Raw genomic sequence first — 22,784 nt, forward strand, 5'->3', positions numbered from 1 at the left:
TGGTAATGACGGGTATCAGTAATTGCAGGTGTCGCGGTACTCGGATATATCCCACTCTGCTTCGTGGTTGGGGCCACACAGGAATGCATCGTAGCGCCGGTCGTCGTCGATAAAGCGCTTCATCCACGCCACACCGTACTTGCCCAGAATGTCTTCATCGGGATAACCACTGTTGGCACAGAAGTGGTCACCGTTGCGGATTTCCAAAAACGCTTTGGCTGTGGAGTTGGGGATCTCGTTGTAAAACGGCGAGGCGTGCTGCGCCACCGGGGCCACTGCATCCAACTGACAGGCAATGATCAGTGTGGGCGTGGTGATTTCATCAAACGGATTGAAGCCACTGTACCACGGCGCTTGCGGAATAGCGGCCTTCAGGTAACGGTCGGTGGATAATTTCAAGGTACCGCCACCGCCCATGGACCAGCCAATGGCACCCAGGCGATTGGGGTCCACCATACCCTGGATGGCACTGCGGCTGGAGTTGCTTTGCGCAATCACGTAATCCAGGGCGGCACTCAACTGATTGGCACGGCTGTCGGGCTGGTCATAGATGCTGTTGGTGTCGATGGTGATCACCACAAAGCCCCAGGATGCCAGCCGGCCGCCCCACCACTCGATGGAGTTTTCATAGGACACATAGCCCGGGATCACGGCGATGGCGCCCATGGTGCCCTGGGTGCCCACCGGATAGTGAATGGTGCCGCCGCCAAAACCGGACACCCAGGAAGACACATTGATGGTGCGCACGCTGTAGGGGCCACGGTCCGCCTCCAATGCGGCCACGGTGGGGTCCGGCCCGCGCTGATAACAATCACCGCACCCGCCCGGCGGTTCCGGTTCGGGCTCAGGCGTGGGGGTGGGCGTGGTGGCGAACACCTGGAGGGAAAACACCGCCGCCAACAAAAACGTGAGAGGGTTACGCAGATCCTTTTTTATGCGCAGTTCAGTATTCATAATCGGGCCTTTTATTGTTGTATCGATGTTAGGCTTTAGCCGACAGGGCCCGGGCGGGCCACAGCCGATACTGCAAAGTCGTCAGAAGAAATGAATATCCATTTCGGGGCCGAATACTGACATGGAAAAAAGCGGGGTCGCGCTTTGGTTATCCCCGTTGACCCTTTTGCTGTGCATTTTGGCCGTCAGGGTTGGCGGGGGTTTTCTAGTATTAGTTTGGGAAAATCGGCGTCGAATTTGCCTCAACAAATGAGGGTCGCCTGCAACAACGGCGCTTCCTGCTGCGGACAGAGCGGGTTTTCCATGGATTGAAACAGGGCCAGCGGTTCGGCCAGGGTGTTTTCATCCAGGTCTGCCAGTGAGCAGTTGAAATTGCCTTTCTGCCACAAAATTGCAGACTCCAGCAGCGTGCCCATCACACTCCGGTCCCGTCGCAGTTGCGTTTGATGCTGCAGCAGGAACGCGCGCAGCTGCGCCACCAGTACGCCTTCCTCAATCACGGCATCGGCACCCAGGGCACTGATCACTCCGAAGGTGGCATTGATGATGAGATAGTACGCAAACAGTGCTTGCCCGTGCCCGCTTTCCATGTGGTTGTGGGTAGAGGCTCCCGGCTGCGCGCGATCCAGTTTGAATAATCGCAACCCCACCTCACTGAAACCGGAAGCCTCGCAATCCCGGAAATAACTGTGCACCGGTAATCCATCGCGCAAGCCCAGCACGATGTTCTGTTGGTGGGCCCCCAGCAACAGGCCATAATCCGCCTGCGCCAGCAGCAATGGCTTGATGGCCACGTCCAGAAACGCGGCGAACCACACCAGCGCCGCCTGCGCCAGATCCAGGCGCTGCTGCAGAGCCACCTCCTGCACCAGGGAGGTGAGCCGACAGGGCTCCCCCATGGGGTGATCCTGGGTCAATGCCGCCAGCACATTGTATTGCCGGTCCGCTTGCTCCCGGATCAGGTTTTCCCGAAACACCAGCATGCTTTCCGCCAGCGGTTCACCGGCATCATCCAGCAGGCAGACGTGGGCCGGCTCCTGCAGGATGTCGAACTGGGAAAAACGGCGCAGGAACTGCTGACCGGTGGCCGTGGCCAATGCCTTGCTGATCAGCACACCGCGGGCCGCCTGTTGCGGCTGCAGGTGGCGGACTGAGTTGGTGAGCCGCACACTGAGGGAGAACTTCAGCATATAGGGCGCCGCCTCCGCATAGAGCGAACGCATGGACGAGGTGGCATGCCAGCGTCGCCCCTGGGGCGGCAGGGCAATGATGTGATGGTCGGCGAACGCCTGTTGCAGGGCCGGGAGGGAACGCAGCCGCGCCAGTTGCCAGGGGTGGGCGGGGATCAGGGTATAACCATCCGGCACATCGTTGTAATCGGCGCTGAGCAGATCATCGGATTCGATCAGTTGCTGCACCCGCTGGCTCAGGGTCACCCCGTCGGCGCTGTGGTAATGCACACGCTCATGCCGCACCAGCATCCAGGCCAGGGCGAACCCCGCCCCCCCTTCCGGGCCGTACTGGACCGCTTCGGTCAAGGTCATGGGCTGGCGCACCTTCGGGGCCGGGTGCACAGCGTGCCCCGCCAACAGCGCCTGCTCCGCTTCCACAAAAGACAACGGCTGGCGGTAGAGTTTGTCCATCTCAACATCCCGCAACGCCAGCAGCATTTCCAGGTTACGGTGACTTTCGATGATGCGTTCCAGAAAACGGGCCATGGCGCCGATACTGCCGTTGGTCTGCAGGGACGCATTTTCCACCAGCATTTTGGCCAGACACAAAAACTTAACCCGTCGGCAATGGCCGTTGTCCACGAACTCGCAACGGGCCGGCATGACAAAGCGGTGACGACCGCAGCTGGACCAGTAGTCCACTCCCACCCACAGAGTCTGGCGCCCCATGGGGATCACCAGGACCTGTTCCGGGAAGCCCCCCAACTGCCATTCCCGCGGACTGGTCGCGAGGCGCCAGTCATCGAACTCACGCAGGTAGGCGTTTATGAAGCCGTTGGCAGAGAGGTAGTCTGCCGCGTCTGAGATAGAGGTATCCATGGCATGAGGTCCGTCAAGTGATCTGTCGGTTACGGGTAAGACCACACCATATCGCGCCCTTTGCCCAAATGCAAACGATTATCATTTATATTTATTGGCCAATGAGAATCAGCTTGCCGGTTTTGGCATCCCGATAGACCGTGCCAACGCTCTCCATGCCCTGGCCGGATGCCGCCTGCCCCTGCAGGGACTCCGGCAGCTCCACCAGTTCCTGCCCGCTACTCACTTCCACCGGCTCCAGTTTGAAGTGCTGACGCAGCGTCTGGTTTTGGGCGATCAGGGCGATCAACAAGCCCAGGGCAAACACCAGCATCACATCCATGATGTTGGCGAAACCGGACAGGGGGTCGGTGTCTTCCTGCTGGAAACGCCCCCCCGGGCGCAGTCGAGTGGATGCGCTGGAACGGGGCTTTTTTGCAGGGACGATCTCAGCCTTTGTCTCAGCCATAGCGACGCCCCTGCTCCAGCTGCTGCAGACAGGTTTCGTACCATCGCCGCCGCACCCGGCCCAGGCCATAACCCACCAATCCGATCAGCAAGCCCAGCACAGTGGTGTCGAAGGCCACGGTCATGGCGGTGGCCAGAATATCGATGTCGCCGCTGCCCAGGGCAGACAGCCCCGGCCCGAGGGGAATCAGGGTGCCCATCAGGCCCAGGATGGGGCCGCAACGGGCCAGCAAATCCACCCGTTCCAGGCGGCCCAGGGCATAACGTTCAAAACCTTCCACCCCACGGCCCTGCAGACGTTGCAACGCGCCGAACTTTTCCCCCAGGGCAGCGCCGGTTTCCCATAACACCGCCAGCAGACACACCGCCAGCGCCCCCAGAACCGGATACAGCAGCCAACTGACGAGATGGTGCAAAATGCCCAATGCCATTCCGTGAACCATGGTTTACCTCACTTGTGATTGTCTTGTTGATTGTCTTGGTGGTTATCAAGGCGATCGCCTCTGCGTATCTACGGTTACACCCGCCAACTGCGGCGGAAGCCCATCACCATCACGCCGATCATCAGCAGGGCCAACGCCATCAAAACCGCCCGCACCGGCGCTGAGGAAAGCGCTTCTTCCACCTGACTTGCCGACCCGGCATCGACGTTGGCATCCGCCGCCGTATCCAGCGTGATCTCGGTGACGCGGTGGATTTCCGCCGGCACTGGTTGCTGCAGGCGCGCGGCCTCCACTACGGCGTTGAATTCCTGCCATTGCTCCGGTGCCAGGAACCTTTCCAGCCAGGGCAGCATGGGGTGATCGGGATCGGTATGCCCGCTGCCCGGCAACCCGTTCGCCACCACCAGGCGGGCAAAGTCCCGGGCCAGCTGCTGTACCGTGGTGTCTTCCGCCTGCCAGAAGCCCTTGTTCACCGCCACCAGCATGATGGCCAGCATGTTGGATTTGACATGGGCGTTGTGCCCCTGCTCCAGAAACTGATCCAGCCCCAGATCATAGCGGTCGTCCAGATACACCTCTTTCACTTCCTGCCAGGCCCAGTCCCCCACCAGGGTGGGGTTGGTCACCTGCCAGCCCCACAGGTACTCCAGGAACTCATTGCCCATGGTTCTGGCGCCGGCGTAGCCATGATCCATCAGGCCGGTGAGCCATTGTGGATTGAGGAAACGCCCCCGCAGTTCCTGTCGCAATGCCACCCCCAGGGGCTGGGTGACCACCCGCTCCGGGTCCGCGTGGTTGATGACGAAATTATTGGGGGCGGTGCCGGTGAGGGTTTCTACCGCCAGGCTCAAGCCCCCCAGATAATCAAACGCATCGTTGTTGTCGATCAAGCCGTACAGATTGCTGGAACGACCGAAATAGGTATTTTCCACGTCCGCCAGCACATGCCGGAACGCGCCCTGGGCGGCGGTGCCAAAATGCTGCTGGTTAAAACCGTGGCCCAGGCGCCGCAGGTACACATCCGCCAGTTGTTGCCGTTGCTGCCAGGCACCGGAACGCTCCACCAGTCGGTTAATGCCGGCACCGTAACTGCCCGGGGCATCCCCGAACACCCGCAGGGTGGACAGCAGCGCCGCCTGCTCGGGGGTACGGCCCCGGGCCAGCCACTCACGGCTGTCTTTCACCCAGTGCGCCGCCAGCTGATTCTGCTGCAGGGACTCATTGCCGGGTTGTCGCAGCTTACCCAGGGGTTCCAGTGCCAGCTGCAGGGTTTGGGTCAGGGCCGGATGCTCCGCCACTATGCGCTGTGCTGACGCATCCAGCGCCATCAGCACGGCCTGGTCCAGCAACCGCATCTGGCGCGCGTACAGATCCCGAAACAAACCGGACGTGGTGAACACCATATCGCGCCGCACCCGGTCCGCTGCCAGGGTTTGCAGGCGCAGGCCTTCCACCAGCCCCCGGCTGTTCCACACCGGTTCCACTCCCAGCATGTCCAGGGCGAAGGCAATCATCACCCCTTCATCCCGCACCACATCCGACGCCCACAGCACTTGCGCCTCGCGCTTGTCCGGCTGCTGGGAATGGTTGGCGCGGGCATCCCGGGCCATGCCCTGCCCCAGTTCCCAGGCTACCGGGCTCGGTATCAGGCTGTTGTCCAGCGCGTAAAAGTTGCGGCCAGTGGGCAGGCTTTCGGGGCTGCGTATAGGATCGTTGCCCTTGCCGGGCTGCACATAGCGACCGTTCAACCCATTTAAAAAGGCACTCAATTCGTTGGCGGGAGATTGTTGCAGCAGGCGTTGCCAATCCTGTTTTTCATCCGCTGTGGACGGCGCCATGGAAGTAAGCATCATGTCCAACGCCGGCGCTTTCCAATCGCGGCCGAACACGTGCAATCCCATGGGCATAAAACGCTCCTGCAGATCCGTGAGGTAGTGGCCCACCTCATGCACCAGCATGTCATCGTCCACCTCATCGAAACCGATGCCCATCACCGACAATTCTGCCGACATGGCCTGGGCCAACTCATCCTTTAATTCCAACGCGTCCACCTTCTGGCGGATCTGCTGCACCAGGCGTTGGGTCAGCGCCTCGTTGTCGCTGCCGTGATGGGCTTCAAAACTCTCCACCAATTGCCGCAGTTGCAGCAGCTCGTCATACAACGGAGTGCTCTGCAGAGGGGGTGTCAAATGATCCACCATCACCGCCAAGCCACGACGCTTGGCCTGGATGCCCTCGCCCACACCGTCAACAATATAGGGATAAACCCCGGGAATATCCGCCGCGATCAGGCGGGAATAATCGTCCGTTGCCAAGCCCACGGAACGACGGGGCAGAAATTCGTAAGTGGAGTGACGTCCCACATGGACGATCACATCCGCTTTGAAGTGGTCCCGCAGGTAATGGTAATAGGCCAGGTATTGATGGGGCGGCGGAAACGCCAGGTTGGCGTGCAGCAGTTCTTCATTGATTTCCCAGCCCCGGGGCGGTTGCGGGCTGATGAAGACATTGCCGTACTGCAGACCGGGCAACAGGATTTCGCCCTGGTAAACCATCACGTTGCCGGGGGCGTTGCCCCAACCACCCAGCCCTTCAATGCCGGTTTGCTGCAGTGCCAGCATGATTTTTTCCGCCTGCGCCCAACAGTGTGTGGCGGCGTCATCGATGCTGCGCTGGTAGCAATCCTCCAGCTGACCCAACAAATCCAGGGCCCGCGCGCGGCCCTGGTGATCCACCCCTTCCAGCAGGTGCCGCATTTCCTCCAATGTGTGATCCAGATTGGCCTGGGCCAGTTGCGGTTGACCGGCGGCCAGTGCAGCCCGCAACTGTTCGTGCAACAGGCCGAACGGCCCGTGGATCATCTCTTTTTTCACGGTGTCCGGCAGGCTGTCGAAATAGCGTTGATATTGCTCCGGAGCCAGGCGCGTGATGTGCCCGCTCATCTTGCGCAATGCGCTGGCGTCGTTCGGCAGATTCACCCCGCGGGCCTGCATGTCGTCCAATAATGCAGCCTGTGACGGCGGCAGGGTACCGGTGTGGTAACCGGCCTGTTGCATGGCATTGAGCAGATGCCAAAGTGTGGCGGGCACATCCAGATTGTCGGCACCGATGTTGTGGCGCCCGGGCGGATGGTTGTAATACACGATGGCCACCCGCTTTTCCCCGTTGGCCAGTGACTGCAGGCGCTGCCAGCGGGCAACCCTGGCCATCAGCGTGGTGATACCATCCTGGTCGCTGGCCAGGGGTTGGATGCGAATCCCGCTCACCGGATCGGCCTGTTGCTGGCCGGCGGTGGCCACCACCAGCGGCTGGCTCGCCCCCTGCATTTCCGGCATGGAAACCTGGTAATACACTTTGTCCGCCGCCAGGCCATCCGCCGACAACTGCCACTGGGTCTGGGTGCGGTCACGCAACTTGATGGCCTTCATCACCGGAATGTTCAAGGCACTCAACCGGTTCGTGGCCTGCTCACGACCTTCGCCGCCGCCCATGACAAAATCCTGCAACATCACCAGCGCCACCAGCTGCGAGGCCACGCCCTGCAACTGCTCCAGCGCGGTGACACTGGCCTCTCCCCAGGCCGCCAGCCCCACCAGGCATTGCAGCTCACCCTGGCTTTCTGCTGCTTCACACAACGTGCGCAACAGCTCGGTGTCGCCGGGGCGGTCCTCGCCCGCGTGATCCAGAATCACCACCACCGGTTGTTCAGACAACAGCGGCAGGCGGCGATGATATTCGTTCCCATACCACCATTGCAATGACGGTTGCGCCTGGGCGGGTTCCACCGTCACCGCGGTTCCGGCCTGGTGTGCCATCCAACCCCACAGACGAACGACGTTATCAGCCCCGCCACCCTGCCAGTAACTGCGGGCCGTCAGCCAGGCCTGCTGTTGGGGATACTGCTTCAACAGCGGTGCCAGCCAGGCGCCGAGATCCTCATCCGCCCGCAAGGCCGAAAGGGTTTCCACCAACTCGCGGTCCTCAAACAAAAGTGCACCTTGATGACGGCTCAGGCGCACCAGCCGGTGGTCGCTGTTGAACACCAGCAGCGTGGTCGGCTGCACGCGCTGCACGTCGCTGGCAAACTCGCTGACGATGGCACCGAATAATCCCGCCGCCACAATCACCTGGGAACTGCTCATCAACTCACGACGCTGCTGCGCGGTCATGTCCAGCCATTGGGTATCGGTACGCGCCTGCAGCGCTATTCCCGGATACTGTTGCAGAAAGCGCTGGCTTGCCGCGGCGACGGTTTCCGCATTGCGCTGCGAAACCAGCATCAACAAGTGGCTATCGGCGGTTGCTGCCAACAGGCTGCTGGCGTGAAAGAGCATGCCGGCCAGCATACTGAGGTAGAAAAAAATGCGCATGGTTGTGCCTCAAGGAAACCAATTCAGACCTTAAGGGATTGCCGTACTGAAGCCGGAAGGGGGGAGTGCGAAAATTCGGCTGTCCAGTACCAGGTTTTCCCGCCCGGTGATGTAACAGTTATCGATCTGGCTCCAAGTATCTGGCTTATGCAGCGTTGACTCTGCAATAACAGTTGCGGGTACAGCCCCGGATTCACACCGGGTTCCTTGGTCGGGTCAGACAGTGATAGTCCAACCAGCCGAGATCGTGGACCACGTTATAGAGGTTTGCCGATGCGCTGTCAATGCATTAGCGGTTGGCCGGTATGGGTAGCAGGGGAAAGACTACGATGCACTAAAGCAGCGCTCGCACAAGCAATGCAGTTCAATCTGAGGTTGGGTGAGATGGTAACCGGCGCGCTCAATTTCGTCCGCCAGGGCAGCAATGATACTGGGTTCAATGCCAACCTCCTTAACATTCTGACAACGCTCACAAATCAGGAACTGAGGAACTTCATGTTGATGATCACAGGCTATGTGCTCACAGGCCGTGTATTTGTTGGCAGAATTCAGCTTATGCACCAGCGTTTCAGCCATCAAAAAGTCCAAAATACGATACACAGACATGGCCGGTATCGTTTCGCCGAAGGCACTCTGGTAATGTGTTGCCAGTTCATAGGCAGACAACGGCACCTCAGATTGCAATAACAACTGCAAAATGTGTTTGCGCTTTTCGGTAAATCGCGTCCCATGCTCCCGACAATGTTCTTCAGCACGATTCAGTGTTTTTTTTAACTTGGCCTTATTCATTCCTCATTCCCATCTACAAGCAGGGCTACCCATTGCGAGGATGCTCCAGTTCACGATATAGCGTATCGTTCATGGCGATAATATAGCTCACATCTGGGTGAAACGAAACTTTCCAGAAGCACTTGAACCGGCCTAAATAAGGCAATCCAACAACGCTCGCTCCCACTCCGCATCAAGCGTATCGTTGATGATTTCAACACGACTTTCGGTACACCCATCCAGCTGATGCTGAGACAGCGCGTCCAGAGTGAGATTGAAGCCAAACTGTCCTCTGTCAGTAATGAACACCGCCTTCATGCGCTCGACTTTCATTCCACTTAATAACAAGTATAACTTCTTGTAATCAAACCTAAGCTCCTGTGGGAAACGCCAACCGATGCTCCTATATCCCGCGCCTTCATTGATGGCAGAAGCGATTTGAAATGCCGGGAAGATCTTCTTGGGCAGAAGGTCATCCTCATTTCCTGCGTGCCTGGTACTCGGGCCAGGCTCAGCATGAAGATGAATTTCGGCGTTATGGCTGTGACCACAGGATGTCAACGACCTGGACGCGCGCCCCTCCAACCAGGACAGATCCATTACTCCCTGTTCAGTAAACAACACAGTTACGCCATGCTTTCCAACCTGCCTGGCGTATCGTTCCAATGCCGCCTCATCCTCAGGCTGATAGAGATCGCGCTTGTTGCCGACGATCAGGTCTGCGATGGAAATTTGCTGATTGAAGGTTTCATGCCCGGTGTAGCGCTCGTCCTTGAGCTTGCGTGCATCCACCAGAGTGACCACCTTCTGCAGGGCCAAGACCTCGTGATAATGATCCTCTGTAAGCACTTCAACCACCTCTGCCGGATGCCCCAATCCCGTAGGTTCAATCAGCAATCGATCCGGCCTGGCACGCGCCAGCAGCTGGTTGAGTACCACCTGCATGGGCACGCCCGCCGCGCAGCACATGCAACCGCCTGGCAACTCGCGAATAAATACACCGCCCTGCTCCGTGTACTGCCCCTGGAACAACTCACCATCGACCCCGATCTCACCAAATTCGTTAACCAACACGGCCCAACGTTCCGAGGCAGGTTTGTTTCTCAGCAAGTGAAGTATCGCGGAGGTTTTGCCAACCCCCAGAAAGCCGGTAATCACATGAGTGGGAACCCGCACGATCTGCGGGTTCCCGGTTGAACTTGTCATGGCTGGGGTGGCTCCTTTACTAACAATACTGCCTGGACACCTATGGTACCGCCAATAATTGAGTCAGTACATCATCGTAAAGGGTGAACAAATCCGTTGATGTTTCGCTACCGCCTACAGTAAAGGGCAAACTGACGACAGGAATCCCAGCACGATCACGTAGCCACAATGCACCTTTGTCGTCCTGGTAGTTAGCGATCAGCGTCATCATCGGAGCACTGTGCTTGTACGTGTTGAGTAACCTGGACAAGTGGGCACCGGTCGGGGGAATACCGGGTTTGGGTTCCAGGTCACCTACCGCCTCCACCTTGAGCCAATCCAACAGATAGCTCCAGTTTTTATGATGAACGAAGACCTTGACGCCTTGCAGAGATGCTGCCCTAGCCTCCCATCCGGTGATCGCATCGCTCCAGCGAGACGCAAACGCTTCGTAGCGACGCTGATAGTAATCGTCATTCTCAGGGTCGATCACTTGCAGGCGATCCCGGAATGCCACAGCGATCGTCAGCAAACGGTAAGGGTCCCAGTGCACATGTGGGTTACCGTCTGCATGCACGTCGCCCTGACTACGGTCAACACTGACAGGCTTTTCGATGAGGTCGACTTGCTCTGCCGCCAGAAAATAACCTGGTTGATCAGGTTGGATTTTTGCGTTGGTAGACTTCTGTAATAGCAGGGGCAGCCAACCCACCTCCAGTTCAGCGCCTGTACAGAACAACATATCCGCTCGGCGCGCCTTGACAATCAGGGACGGGCGCGCCTCGATATGGTGCGGGTCCTGAAACGCAGTGGTAGCCGATTCAGCCTTCACTTTATCACCCCCCAACGCCTGGGCCAATGCTGCCCATTCCGGTTCGCAGGCCAGCACCTCAACGTTGGCCGCAGCGGGGGCGACACCCAGCCAGGATATGAAAAACAACAGCACTGGCATTGCTTTAAAATTCATGAGCACCGTGCGCTCCTAATGACATTACATACTGTAGCGTGATGGCATCGTTGAGCTCATCGAACCCCTTGCCCTGTTGATTGGTGTATTGCAAACGAACCGTAGAGAAATGGGATGGCGACCACGCCAGCATCACGTTGCCCTCCTCCAATTGCTGATCATGAAAGTGATCTCCATGGACTTCTTTCAACTCCACATTGCCGTAGCGCACACCAGCGGACCATCGAGGATTGAAACGATACACCACCGACGCGTACCAACCTTCATTGAAATCATCATCGGTGGCATACTCATTCAAGTCATCCACATAAAAATATTCACCTGCCAAGATCAGTTGACCAAGTTGGGCATTGCCATGGGGCGCCCATTTCCAAACAGCATCGGCTATGAACATGTTCTCACCACTGTAGGCTGCGTCATGAGAGTGAGCGTGCCCGTCATGATCATGCCCATCCTCGCCGTCATCATGATCCTCGGCTTCTTCCACCGGATCGAGCCGGTTTTTGAGCCATGACACCCCCAACTGCCAACTGTTCGACCCCAAAAAATCTCCACCCCAACGTGAGTTAAGCGTATATACTCCGATGTCATCAGTGCTTTCGCCACCAGTCAACAGACGGCCATTGAACGCTTCCACACCCATACGCCAGTAGAACGGTGTCGGCAACAGCACGTTCATACGGACGCCATCATCAAAATAGTGCGCCCCCAGCAACGCTCGATACACCGCTGGTCGTTCGGTAAACAGATCACTATGGGTATGATGGGAATTCAGATAGCCAATCTGGGAGAGAAAACGACCAGCTCGAATATCCAGGCCCGCAGGCAATCCGATGGTATTGATATAGACTTCCTCCAACTCTACTTCTGTTGCGCCGGCATGACTTTCCAACACGGCGGATAAGCTCCCATAAAACTGATCATCCACTGCGCCCCGCATCGACAGCTCTGTATGACCGAGGCCAAAGCCACTTTCATACTCCGACAGCGCAGTATTTTCAGTTTTGTAGATGCCATCCAGAATCAGACTAATGTCCGGATTGAACGGGTTTGCGCATACACAACAAACCCACCCCGACAACAAAACGCCGGACAACCACCTCGTGTTTTGGCCCGACAAGGGCTTGCAAATTGTCATATCAATGCTGCTCAGGGAGCCCTAACCAGACCAGGTTTGAAGCTGTGAAATCCAGGGCCAGCGTTCTGATGGTAGCGCCGGTGACGCTGTTTACCTCAGCAACGGACTCGCCATGGGTGTTGAGCACATAGAGCCGGTTATCATTGAACGCTACGGCTACCACCGGGTTGATCACATCAGTGGTAACTGCCTCAGTCACCGCCACTGCTGGAGCAGCCGTCCAATCGGACTGGACGTCATACAGATAGAGATTGCCGTCGTTACCAAGAATGTAGAAAGCCGTTCCCGTCGCATTGAAGCCCTGGGACACACGCGAGACGCCGACCGGCAGCACCAATTCCTGATAGGGATCAGCCGCGTTAGTCATATCCATGACATAAAACTGGCTTCCGGCGACGCCGACAAACTCATCCACATCATGGTGTGAGTAGACTGAACCAATACGAGCGTCCGGCAACAAAGACGTGGGATTACCCAACTTACTGGCGGGATAACCCGGCTGAGACAGGTCCATCATCAACACACCATCACTGCAGCCAAAGACCACATAACGGTCGGTGGCAGCACTGCCGTGAAGCCCGGGACAGGGTTCTTCATAGCGCTGTTCATAACTGAAAACACCGCCAGCATACTGATACCGTTCCACAGCAGCAGGCAATGTAGTGTCAATTATGGAAGGATCACGATAGGTTACAAACAAGCGGTCTCCAACCAGCTTGGCCACACCGTGCATGTTATTCGTCAAACCCAGCTCTGCATCCATCTGACCTGCAGAGATGCCCGCCTCAGACAGCAACATAACGGACGACGCAAGGCCCGCTTGCGCATCGTTGAAAATCGCTGCATGGTCAGCGTGCACGGTGTAATGGGTGGGCCTGCTACCGTTAAGAGAAAAATTCAACATCGACGGGTCCTCTGCGTACTCATGCATATGGTCGCCGTGGTCTTCCACATAGAGTCCGCTGTCTAAAAAGGACACCAGCCCTTCTGTGCGCTGTAGAATAACAGCAAAACGCTGCCCCGGACTGGCGTAAAGCCGCGGCGCCTCCCCGGTTATCGGGTAACTGTCCAATACCCTGCCGCTGCTCAGATCCAGCACTTTGAGAGCAGCATTGTCTTGATCATAAAGCACCAGCCTTCCGGCGGACTCCACCTCGGTATCCGTATGCCGATGATCTGACCCTTCTCCGTTTGATGAAGAGCCGCCGCCGCAACCAGTGAGCAGCAGACCCGATGTTGATACCAGCAGGGCCATTTTCCCCAAGAATTTGTACTTACTCATATTTGGTCTCGCAATTGACATGAAAGTGTTGATTGACTTTGCTGATGCAGCATCAGGCCACGACTTTATTTAAGATATGTTATATTGTATCTTTTGCAAAAGTAAATACACTTATATCACTTACCTTGGTTTGCGAGTAGCCACTACTCAATGGAGTTCACCCCATGACTCAACTGCCTGTGACCGTGCTTTCCGGTTTTCTTGGCGCCGGAAAAACAACGGTTCTCAGCCATATCCTCAATAATCGACAGGGCAAACGGGTAGCGGTTATTGTTAACGATATGAGCGAAATCAATATCGATGCCGCCATTGTTCAGAACGAGGTTGCGTTAAGCCATAAAGAGGAAAAATTGGTGGAAATGAGCAATGGCTGCATCTGTTGTACCCTGCGCGAAGATCTACTGCTGGAGATCAACAAGCTGGCCAAAGACGGCAGGTTTGACTACCTGGTAATTGAATCGACGGGCATCTCTGAGCCCTTACCGGTTGCAGAGACCTTCACCTTTGCTGATGAAAACGGGGTATCACTCTCGGATGTGGCAACGCTGGACACCATGGTCACCGTGGTAGATGCCGTCAACTTCTTGCAGGATTACTACGGCGCCAAGCACTTGCGGGAAACCGGGGAATCTCTGGGTGAAGAAGACGAACGCAGTGTAGCGGACCTGCTGGTTGATCAGGTTGAGTTCGCGGATGTGCTTCTGATCAGTAAAACGGATTTGGTAGAAACGTCTGATATCGAGCACTTGATCGCCGTTCTCAAAACGCTCAACACCCATGCCGATATCATTCCCATCAGCCAGGGCAAAGTGGATGTTGACGATGTACTCAATACCGGCCGTTTCAATTTTGCTCGAGCGCAACAAGCCCCAGGATGGCTCAAAGAAATGCGTGGGGAACACGTGCCAGAAACCGAAGAATACGGAATTGGCAGTTTCAGTTACCTGGCCCGGCGCCCGTTCCATCCGGAAAAGTTCTATCAGTTTCTCCACAACACCCAGGCGTATGGAAAATTGATCCGCTCCAAGGGTTATTTTTGGCTGGCCTCGCGCCCGGAGTTCGCCGGCCAGTGGAGCCAGGCCGGAGGCATCGCACGCCATGGTTTCGCGGGTATGTTCTGGAAATCCGTTCCCAGAAAACACTGGCCGGCCGATGAAGAACACCTGGCCTCGATCCAAAAGCACTGGGTCGAGCCGTTTGGTGACATGCGGCAGGAATTGGTGTTCATCGGTCAGGGCCTGGATCGAGCGGCAATAACGCAAGCCCTTGATGATTGTCTATTATCAGAAAACGAGTTATTGAAAGGTAGGGATTATTGGGCAACCCTGAGTGATCCGTTTCCTCCATGGAATGATGCGACGTGATTTTGCACACCAGCCTCGGCATCAATCCGTTACCCTGACTGCCCCGGCGACCGGTACCAGGCAATCGAATCGAGCACGGCATTGAACGTAATGCGCCCCAGCACTTCACCAAAGAGAACGTGCTTGCCACAATAATGCACCCGCTCCTGGCCACGCCCGGACACCACGACCACCGCGTCCGTACCGGTACCGGTGGCCAGCGCCCCGGACACGGGACTGCTGATGCCCGCCGTCACCAGGGCGGCGGTTTTTGCCTCGGTGATCATCTGCACGGCCTCCACCATGGCGGAGGTGGACAAGGCAACAGAACACAGCAATATAGTATTAATGGTGCCGATTTCGATGCTGCCAACGCCATGCGGTTCAGCCGCCGTCAACATCGCGCGATGCTCAGCAGCGTCGCCAACCCGGCGCGCATTATCCAGACCACAGGTCACCAGCACCGCCAGTTCAACCCCTTGCACCACCTCCCGGCGGTAACGCATGGAATCCATGGACGCCGCCGTCATCATGCCCACCCACTGGCCACTGTCTCCGTTACTGTCACTGTCACCGCCAGCCAGCCTGGAAGCAACCCCGCGCAGGGTATCGGCCGGGGACTCATCACCTCCGAAATGGCGCGGCACCTTGAAGTTCAACACATGTTCCGCCTCAACCAGGCCTCCGTTCAGAACAGCGGAACTCAACACCCGGTGCCGGCCATCCAGCAGCTCCACCCACAGGTAGTCCGCAGTGTGGTTCACGCGATACCAGGTTGGTGGGTCGAATTCAGACATGAATACGCTATTCCTTATGTACAGCAAATCGGGGCATCGCTACGCCAACAATGAGCACGCGCAGGGTTAAGGTTCAAGAAAGGATAAAGCTTACCGGGAAAGGCCCGCGGAGTCTTGCGATACCTTCCCCGGTATTGATGCCCGTCAGAAGGAAGGGCCGGATTCGTACTGCAAGCCTTTGCTGCCGGCCTGGGAACGAATGGCTTCATAGATCTTGCCATCCAGGGATTGTGCCACGTCATCGGATTTCAATTGAGCCGCGATATAGGCCTGCCGCTGCTTGCCCAGCTCGGCGATTTCAGCCTGCAGCTGCTGACGTTTCTCTGCGGTTTGCTGCACCTGCTTTTTCCGTTCATCCTTATCCAACCCAAGCAGAGGCTCCGGCAGGGATTGCTCGGGCACTGCATCCAACTCCACCCGCCCGCTGGCAACATCCTCCACCAGTTCGCTGTCGGCAAACAGGTTGTCGGCGCCCGCGGCCTTGGTATTATACTCTGCCCGCTTGGCCTGCACTGACGCCGGAACCGAAGCGAACAGTTGCCGGGAGGCCTTCTCTTTTTCTTGCAGGCGCTGACGCTTTTCCTCGCTGCCGTAGAACAGTTTGGTAGCATCCAGCTCCCGTGACAGCCGGGCGATTTGCTCATCAAATGGGGTGGTCACAGCGATCGCGTTACCTCCCTGCTCCACCTGGAAGAATTCGCCCTGATTCAAACTGGCAATCTGCTGCCACACTTTGCGGGTATCGGCCTGATTCCCCGCCTGAATACAGTTCACCACGATGCCTTTGGCTCTGGCCTGCTCAATGATCGCCGGGTACTGGGGCTCGTCGGCGTAATCCATGTGGGGCGGCGCATCCCCCACCAGAAAAATCACTTTGTAGGTTTGTTCATCCTGGCTCCAGGCCATGTTGTTCACCGCCGCGTGCAGTGCCGCGTTCACACTTTCCGGGCCATCGCCACCGCCCTGGGCCTTGAAGTTGGACAGGGCAAGGTACATGGCGTCCAGATCCTGGGACAGATCCAATGCCCAGGTGACATACGCATCACCCCGGTCGCGAAACGCCACCAACCCCATCCGCATGTCCGGCTCGGGGTCGGCGGACGCCATGGAGGAGGCAATAGACCAGATGTTGTTTTTGGCGGCGTCGATAAGTCCGCTCATGCTGCTGGTGGTGTCCAGCACAAACACCACTTCCACCTGGGGCCGCTGGTTTGGGTGAAGGATGTGGCCATGGGGCTGGTGAACAGTAACCGGATCTGCCGGCAGTGACTGGGGCGGATTAGCCATCGGCGTATGAGGTATGGGCTCAACCACCAGGTTCATGGCGACGGCAGCCGCCGTGCCGAGCCCAAACAGACCGGCCAGAAGTAGAGGTTTCATGGTAATAGGCATGGTAATTCTCCTTGTATCGATTTCGAGTGAAGTGATTACGAGTGACGTGATTGCAGTTGACGCAGTGCCAGTTCCGCGTTGCCCCTGGCCAGGTCGAAGCGATTTACAGCCTGGGCACCGTGGCCAGGAGAACCCGCGGCGGGAACCAGGAACAACAGGGCCTGAATAAAGAAGTAGGTCCACAGGGTGAGGGCCAGGGAGTGGGTTTGTTGTGCAACCCACAGGGACAGCATCAGCGCTGCCAGACTGGTGCCACCGTCCAGCAGGGCTTTCACCACCCGATACGGCCCCTGGGAATAACGCAGACCGCTGCGGGTAAGCCACACCACCATCGTAAACGCCAGTGCTGCAGCCAGGGCTCCACCGCCCAACAGCAGCAACAACAGAGTGACGGCACTCCAACTCAGCACCACCCAGGCGATTCCGCGACGGCTGCCGTGGCAATACAGCAACCAAACCAGATAGCAACCCGCCAATACCACCAGCACCGCCAGCAATGCCATCCAGGACAATAGCCAGGTTGCGGCCAGATAGAACAGGCCGCATCCCAGGCCACTCATCAGGAGGGCGAACCCGATGTTCGCCAGAAGGCCATTGCGGTTCATTGGGCACCTTCCTGATCAGTTGTGTTTGAGTGGGGCTCATCAGGGTGCGACTGCGCGGCTCGCGTTTGGAATTGCGCTTTGGCCCGCAACAGTGCCACCTCCACCTCAGCGTCGGTGACGGTGTCCGAAGCCGTTGTCACACTCGGGCCCACTCCGCGTTTATTGACATCCAGTTGCTGCGCCTGTAGCCGAATCCGTTCCAGCTCCGAACGTTGTTGCTCAACCTGCGTGGCAACGCGTTGGTGCTGTTTCTGGTTGGCTTCCAGCTGCAGCACACCGTCTTCCAGGTTGCGCTGCAGCACCAGCTGTTTGCGCAACAGCGCTCGGGCCAGATCGTCATTGTGCTGGGCCAGGCACAACGCCAGATCATCCTGCAGTTGTGCCAATTCCTGTTGCTGCCGCTGCCTGGATTGCTGCAACCGGGCATTCTGCCGTTGCAGTGTGTCGGCCTGATCCATCAGCACCCGGTGTTCCGCCTCCATTTCCCGCAACGCCTGTTTCAACAACAGGTCCGGTTCTTCGATCTGATCCAACAGGCCATGCAGATCGGCTCTGAACAGTCTTGCCATCCGGCTTAATACGGTCATGTAAATTCTCCCTGCGCCAGTTTGTGTTGTTGAGATGTTGTGAGTTAAGTGTTTCGGCATAGAGACATCCTAGGCGTTGTCCAGCGCAGACATCAGGCACAGTTTGGTAAAACCTGTGGCCCGTGGGTTTACAAAAAGTTTACGTGCAGGCATCGGGCTGGCTTGCTAGGATGATGAGAAGATTTGCAATGGAGAACAGCAGTGCCGCACAAGCCCAGATTACTGGTGGTGGAGGACGAACCGGCCATCCGCACCGGGCTGGTGGACGTATTCACCTTTCATGGCTTTGACGTGGACTATGCCGAAGACGGTGACAGCGGTCTGCACAAAGCCTTGAGCGGAGCCTTTGACATGATCCTGCTGGACGTCATGCTGCCCAAACAGGACGGTTACAGCCTCTGCGCCGCCATTCGGGAACAGGACCGCAAACAGCCGGTGATCATGCTCACTGCCCGCAATACCGATGAAGACATTATCCATGGCCTGTCCCTGGGCGCGGATGACTATGTGGCCAAGCCCTTTTCCATCACACAGCTGGTGCTGCGAGTACAGGCGGTGTTGCGGCGTTCCGGCTTTGAAGAACAGACTGATCATTTAATTCATCTGGCCAACGGCACCACCATCGACAGCGTTAATTTGTGCTGCCAGCAGAACGATACCACCACCGCTTTCACCAAACGCGAAATGGAAATTCTGCAGTACCTGCATCGACACAATGAGCGGCCGGTGCCACGGGAGGAGTTACTGCACAAAGTCTGGGGCTACGATCAGACCCTCAACATTGAAACCCGCACGGTGGATATTCACATCGCCAAACTGCGGCGCAAACTGGAAGCCGAGCCCAAGCATCCGCAATGCCTGATCACCGTACGCGGCGGCGGTTATAAACTGCTGTCCACCACAGGTCCGGTTTAATGCCCAAACCCCGCGCCCATCCATTCCGGCACTGGAGTATCGGCCGCTTACGGTGGGTACTGGGCATCTCGTTTATTCTGTTGGTGATTCCCACCATTGTACTCAGTCTTAAAGCCCGTCAGCAGATCAAGTGGGAAGCCCTGTATCAACAACGGCAGTTGGCCGAGGAGCTGGCCCGCAGCATCGACGGTGCCCTGCAACGTTGGCTTCGAACCGAGCTGCAGAGAGCGGCGGATGAATACCAGTACCTGTTGGATCAAAAGCAAGCTGGCGCCACCCGCTACCTGCAACGCTCGCCCCTATCACAAACACCCCAGTCACAGTGGCCAGACGGCGACGCCGCCCCCGGATTGCTGGGCTATTTTCAGGTCAACAGCGAAGGCCAGCTCAGTACCCCTCTGTTACCTGACAGTGAGACCGAAGGGCTTTCCAGTGGCTTGACCCGGGAGGACCTGCAGCAACGCCAGCTGGTGAAACAGCGGATTGAATCCGTGCTGGGAGAAAACCACCTGGTAGCCCCCAGCGACAGCGATGCCCCGGCCCCACAACAGGCGGTTCCACCCGCATCCGCTGCAGCGCTTTATTCCCAAACGTATCAGTCCCAAGGAAGCAATTCCCAGACCCCATTTGACCAGCTGAATCAAAAACAGGATGCATCCCGCCAGGCTAAGACCCTGAGCAAACGCTCCAACCTGGGCAACATTGCTGAACTGGAGCTGGAGCGCGCTTTTGCAGACCAAGAGTCGGACGCCGTGCCCGCCCAACGGGCGCGCAAGAAAGCGTTGGCAGAGGAAACCAAAACCGAGTCACTATCCGAACCGCTATCGGCCAACGCCGATCTGGCGGAAGCCGTACCATCCGCAACGCCCATCACACTGTTCAACAACACCACCTCCAACTTCAATCTTGCCCTGCTGGAAAGCGGACACCTGATCCTGTTTCGCAACGCCTGGGTCAATAATCAACGTCTGATCCAGGGCCTGCTGATTGACCAGCAGGCGTTTATCCAGGCCGCTATTCAACAGGCCTTTGAACAAAGCCGGCTTTCTGACACCACCAACCTGGTGATCGCCTATCAGGGCACGGTGCTGAAAATTCTGTCGTCGGAGCAGTACCGTCGCCGCACTTTGAACTATACCTCTCTGGCGGCTCAGGATGTGAAAGGCACACTGCTGCTGCAGAGTGCACTGTCGGGCCCACTGGCGGAGCTGGAGCTGGTGTTCAGCGTCAACCGCTTACCGGATGGTCCAGGCGGCACCATCATCACCTGGGCCAGCCTGCTGCTGTTGGGTCTGCTGTGTGTGATTTTTGCATTGCTCCACCACTTTGGTGTGCGCCAGATTCGCCTGCTGCAACAGCAGCAGAATTTTATCGCCTCCGTCAGCCACGAACTTAAAACGCCGCTTACCTCCATCCGCATGTTCAGTGAGATGTTGCGGGAGGGATGGGCACCGGCGGAAAAACAGCAGGAATATTTCAGCTTCATCTCAGACGAAAGCGAGCGCCTCAGTCGCCTGATCAACAATGTTTTGCAACTGGCACGCATGGAGCGGCAGGAATTACAGCTGGACATCAAACCGGTTTCCGTAACTCAGGTGATCGACCTGTTGCGTTCACGCCTGCAATCTCAGGTGGCGGCCACGCCCTTCAGCCTTAACCTGCACACCCAAGCCATCACCGGGCAGACCCAGCTTGCCCTGGATATGGACGCCATGATGCAGATCATGATGAACCTGGTGGACAACAGCCTGAAGTTCTGCAAACACGCCGCCCACAAAAGTATCGACTTGACGGTGCGCCAACAACGCCAGGAGGTGATATTCGAAATCCGGGATTACGGGCCCGGCATTGCGGCTGCCGAGCAACACCGCATCTTTGACCTGTTCTACCGCATCGGCGATGAGCTGACCCGTTCGGCCCAGGGCACCGGCATTGGTCTGGCCCTGGTGCAGCAACTGGTGCAGGAAATGGGTGGCCGGATCACCTATTACCAACCGGAGCAGGGCGCCGGTTTCCGACTCAGTTTTCCCTGCCTGGCCGCTCATCCAATGCCATGAACCAATAAAAAAGCCCCGTACCATAACGGTACGGGGCCACGCCTAAACCACACACTGGTGGTTAAAAAACGCTAGGGCTCTAGGGTAGAGTATTGCCCAGCACTTCCCGGTTGTAGATCAGTTCGCCGTTGCTGTCGGTGCCAATGATGCGGTAGCGGATGGCAGTGGCTTCACACTCCGGCTCCAGGCAGTAAGCATCGTAGAAACCGCCAGTGATGGAGCCGCCGGTCAGATTCAGGCGCATCACGATGTAACCGGATTTGCCGTTGCACTGGAACTGGATGGGCGATCCGGTGTTGAGCGGGCCGGTGGCGCTGGAGTTCAACACGCCGGACGCCGAACCATTACCCAGGCAACCGTCCAGCACAGCATTGGTTGCGGTAAAGGTCATCAACGCGGTGGGCGGGAAGAAGGAATTCACGGTGGCTTTCCAATTGGCCGAGCCGGATTCCAGATCAGAATTGGCGGCATTGATGGTCCAGTTGAAGGTGCCATCCGGCTGCTGACAGCCGTTGAACTGGCACTGCATGATTTCCATCAATTGGTCCAGCAAATCCAGGTAATCGTGGAAGAAGCGGTCGGTCCCCACATACTCCGGATCATCACAGGCATCGCCTATGCCGTCGCCATCCGTGTCAGCCTGGTCTGCGTTGGCCACAGCAGGACAGTTGTCCACATCGTCTTCCACGCCATCGCCATCGGAGTCAAACAGCGAGTCGCAGGCATCACCGATGCCATCGCCATCACCGTCTGCCTGACCGGGATTAGGCGCAACGGGGCAATTATCCAGTTCGTTGTCCACACCGTCGTTGTCCAGATCCGGATCACAGGCGTCACCAACATCATCACCGTCGCCATCGGCCTGGTCGGTGTTGGCCACCGCCGGACAGTTGTCCACATCGTCTTCGATGCCATCGTTATCCAGGTCCACATCACACACATCGCCCTGGCCGTCGTCATCGCTGTCCGCCTGATCCGGGTTGTAATCCAGGGGGCAGTTATCATTCAGGTCCACCACGCCGTCACCGTCAGAATCGGCGCCGCCGGGGCCACCCTCACAATTGAGGAAGAACAGTGCATCACGATTATGCAGAGTGGCACCCCCCAAAGGGGACTCCTGCCATTCAAACGCCAGGCTCACCTGACGCAGCACTTCAGTGCCGCTTTCACCGTTCGCACAGGACAGATCAATGCTGCCGGAATAGGTTTGCGTGGTACCACCACTGCAGTCACCGCCGGCAAAACTGACTGCGCTGCCATCGGTGGTGTAACACACCGTGCGGCCGCCAAGTTTGCTCAAGGTAACGGAACCAGTGTCGCCTTCGAATTGTGTATTGGCCGGAGGATTAACAAAAATGTCTTCGTTGGTGGGCGCCTTTTCACAAGCCGCCATAAACACGGACACAAGCATTAAACCGGAAACGCGCAGCGCCCGGTTTCCCCCTAATCCTTCAGGAATTGGAAATTTCATTTGCAGATCCTT

18 protein-coding genes and 1 riboswitch are annotated in these 22,784 nt (G+C 57.5%); of the genes, 3 read left to right on the forward strand and 15 right to left on the reverse strand.

Translation table 11 applies throughout. From position 1 onward, the window contains the following. Positions 1 to 15 precede the first annotated feature (15 nt). The 10 genes from D9N14_RS05150 to D9N14_RS05195 form a co-directional block, all read right to left on the reverse strand. Positions 16 to 954: an alpha/beta hydrolase family protein gene (locus tag D9N14_RS05150; RefSeq protein ID WP_290577639.1), complete on the reverse strand. Its 939-nt coding sequence runs from the start codon at positions 952 to 954 to the stop codon at positions 16 to 18. A 242-nt stretch (positions 955 to 1,196) separates the two neighbouring features. Beyond that, positions 1,197 to 3,005, reverse strand: coding sequence for an IucA/IucC family protein (locus D9N14_RS05155; protein ID WP_290577641.1), 1,809 nt, complete (start codon positions 3,003 to 3,005; stop codon positions 1,197 to 1,199). A gap of 91 nt (positions 3,006 to 3,096) precedes the next feature. Further along, on the reverse strand, positions 3,097 to 3,453 hold the full coding sequence (locus tag D9N14_RS05160) for a DUF2149 domain-containing protein (RefSeq protein ID WP_290577643.1): 357 nt from the start codon (positions 3,451 to 3,453) through the stop codon (positions 3,097 to 3,099). Beyond that, positions 3,446 to 3,883 carry a MotA/TolQ/ExbB proton channel family protein gene (locus D9N14_RS05165; RefSeq protein ID WP_290577645.1) on the reverse strand — a complete coding sequence of 146 codons (438 nt, stop codon included), beginning with the start codon at positions 3,881 to 3,883 and terminating at the stop codon, positions 3,446 to 3,448. The genes D9N14_RS05160 and D9N14_RS05165 overlap by 8 nt, the downstream gene beginning before the upstream one ends. 86 nt (positions 3,884 to 3,969) lie before the next feature. Further along, the gene (locus D9N14_RS05170; RefSeq protein ID WP_290577647.1) at positions 3,970 to 8,265 is read right to left on the reverse strand and encodes a cobaltochelatase subunit CobN; all 4,296 of its coding nucleotides are present in this window, start codon (positions 8,263 to 8,265) and stop codon (positions 3,970 to 3,972) included. Positions 8,266 to 8,375: 110 nt separating this feature from the next. Then, a riboswitch (cobalamin riboswitch) is annotated at positions 8,376 to 8,520 on the reverse strand. Positions 8,521 to 8,589: 69 nt separating this feature from the next. Beyond that, a complete protein-coding gene (locus D9N14_RS05175; RefSeq protein ID WP_290577649.1) occupies positions 8,590 to 9,054 on the reverse strand; it encodes a Fur family transcriptional regulator in 465 nt (154 codons plus the stop codon). A 132-nt stretch (positions 9,055 to 9,186) separates the two neighbouring features. Continuing rightward, positions 9,187 to 10,239 (reverse strand): CobW family GTP-binding protein, encoded by a 1,053-nt coding sequence (locus D9N14_RS05180; protein ID WP_290577651.1) that lies wholly within the window; start codon positions 10,237 to 10,239, stop codon positions 9,187 to 9,189. Positions 10,240 to 10,279: 40 nt separating this feature from the next. After that, entirely contained in the window at positions 10,280 to 11,185 is a 906-nt protein-coding gene (locus D9N14_RS05185) for a metal ABC transporter substrate-binding protein (protein WP_290577653.1), read from the reverse strand. Beyond that, positions 11,175 to 12,323, reverse strand: coding sequence for a hypothetical protein (locus D9N14_RS05190; RefSeq protein ID WP_290577655.1), 1,149 nt, complete (start codon positions 12,321 to 12,323; stop codon positions 11,175 to 11,177). The genes D9N14_RS05185 and D9N14_RS05190 overlap by 11 nt, the downstream gene beginning before the upstream one ends. A gap of 1 nt (position 12,324) precedes the next feature. After that, positions 12,325 to 13,605 carry a hypothetical protein gene (locus D9N14_RS05195; RefSeq protein ID WP_290577657.1) on the reverse strand — a complete coding sequence of 427 codons (1,281 nt, stop codon included), beginning with the start codon at positions 13,603 to 13,605 and terminating at the stop codon, positions 12,325 to 12,327. 164 nt (positions 13,606 to 13,769) lie between these two features. Between D9N14_RS05195 and zigA the strand changes: the two genes are divergently transcribed. Next, complete coding sequence (gene zigA, locus D9N14_RS05200) at positions 13,770 to 14,969, forward strand: zinc metallochaperone GTPase ZigA (protein WP_290577659.1); 1,200 nt, start codon at positions 13,770 to 13,772, stop codon at positions 14,967 to 14,969. A gap of 29 nt (positions 14,970 to 14,998) precedes the next feature. Here the strand turns inward: zigA and D9N14_RS05205 are convergent, their stop codons facing one another. The 4 genes from D9N14_RS05205 to D9N14_RS05220 all read right to left on the reverse strand — a co-directional run bounded on the left by D9N14_RS05205 (position 14,999) and on the right by D9N14_RS05220 (position 18,329). Beyond that, the gene (locus D9N14_RS05205; RefSeq protein ID WP_290577661.1) at positions 14,999 to 15,745 is read right to left on the reverse strand and encodes an adenosylcobinamide amidohydrolase; all 747 of its coding nucleotides are present in this window, start codon (positions 15,743 to 15,745) and stop codon (positions 14,999 to 15,001) included. A gap of 144 nt (positions 15,746 to 15,889) precedes the next feature. Further along, on the reverse strand, positions 15,890 to 17,137 hold the full coding sequence (locus D9N14_RS05210) for a vWA domain-containing protein (protein WP_290577663.1): 1,248 nt from the start codon (positions 17,135 to 17,137) through the stop codon (positions 15,890 to 15,892). A gap of 35 nt (positions 17,138 to 17,172) precedes the next feature. Beyond that, positions 17,173 to 17,742 (reverse strand): hypothetical protein, encoded by a 570-nt coding sequence (locus D9N14_RS05215; RefSeq protein WP_290577665.1) that lies wholly within the window; start codon positions 17,740 to 17,742, stop codon positions 17,173 to 17,175. Continuing rightward, positions 17,739 to 18,329, reverse strand: a complete 591-nt coding sequence (locus D9N14_RS05220; protein WP_290577667.1) for a PspA/IM30 family protein — start codon at positions 18,327 to 18,329, stop codon at positions 17,739 to 17,741. The genes D9N14_RS05215 and D9N14_RS05220 overlap by 4 nt, the downstream gene beginning before the upstream one ends. Positions 18,330 to 18,530: 201 nt before the next feature. On the opposite strand from D9N14_RS05220, the gene D9N14_RS05225 reads away from it, so the two are divergent. Both D9N14_RS05225 and D9N14_RS05230 read left to right on the forward strand, forming a co-directional pair. Further along, a complete protein-coding gene (locus D9N14_RS05225) occupies positions 18,531 to 19,244 on the forward strand; it encodes a response regulator transcription factor (RefSeq protein ID WP_290577669.1) in 714 nt (237 codons plus the stop codon). Further along, positions 19,244 to 21,301 (forward strand): sensor histidine kinase, encoded by a 2,058-nt coding sequence (locus D9N14_RS05230; RefSeq protein ID WP_290577671.1) that lies wholly within the window; start codon positions 19,244 to 19,246, stop codon positions 21,299 to 21,301. The genes D9N14_RS05225 and D9N14_RS05230 overlap by 1 nt, the downstream gene beginning before the upstream one ends. A gap of 79 nt (positions 21,302 to 21,380) precedes the next feature. Here D9N14_RS05230 and D9N14_RS05235 read toward each other — a convergent pair whose 3' ends face one another. Then, on the reverse strand, positions 21,381 to 22,772 hold the full coding sequence (locus D9N14_RS05235) for a thrombospondin type 3 repeat-containing protein (protein ID WP_290577673.1): 1,392 nt from the start codon (positions 22,770 to 22,772) through the stop codon (positions 21,381 to 21,383). Between the last annotated feature and the right edge of the window lie 12 nt (positions 22,773 to 22,784).

The sequence above is a fragment of the Ketobacter sp. genome, assembly GCF_003671495.1.
Lineage (GTDB): Bacteria > Pseudomonadota > Gammaproteobacteria > Pseudomonadales > Ketobacteraceae > Ketobacter.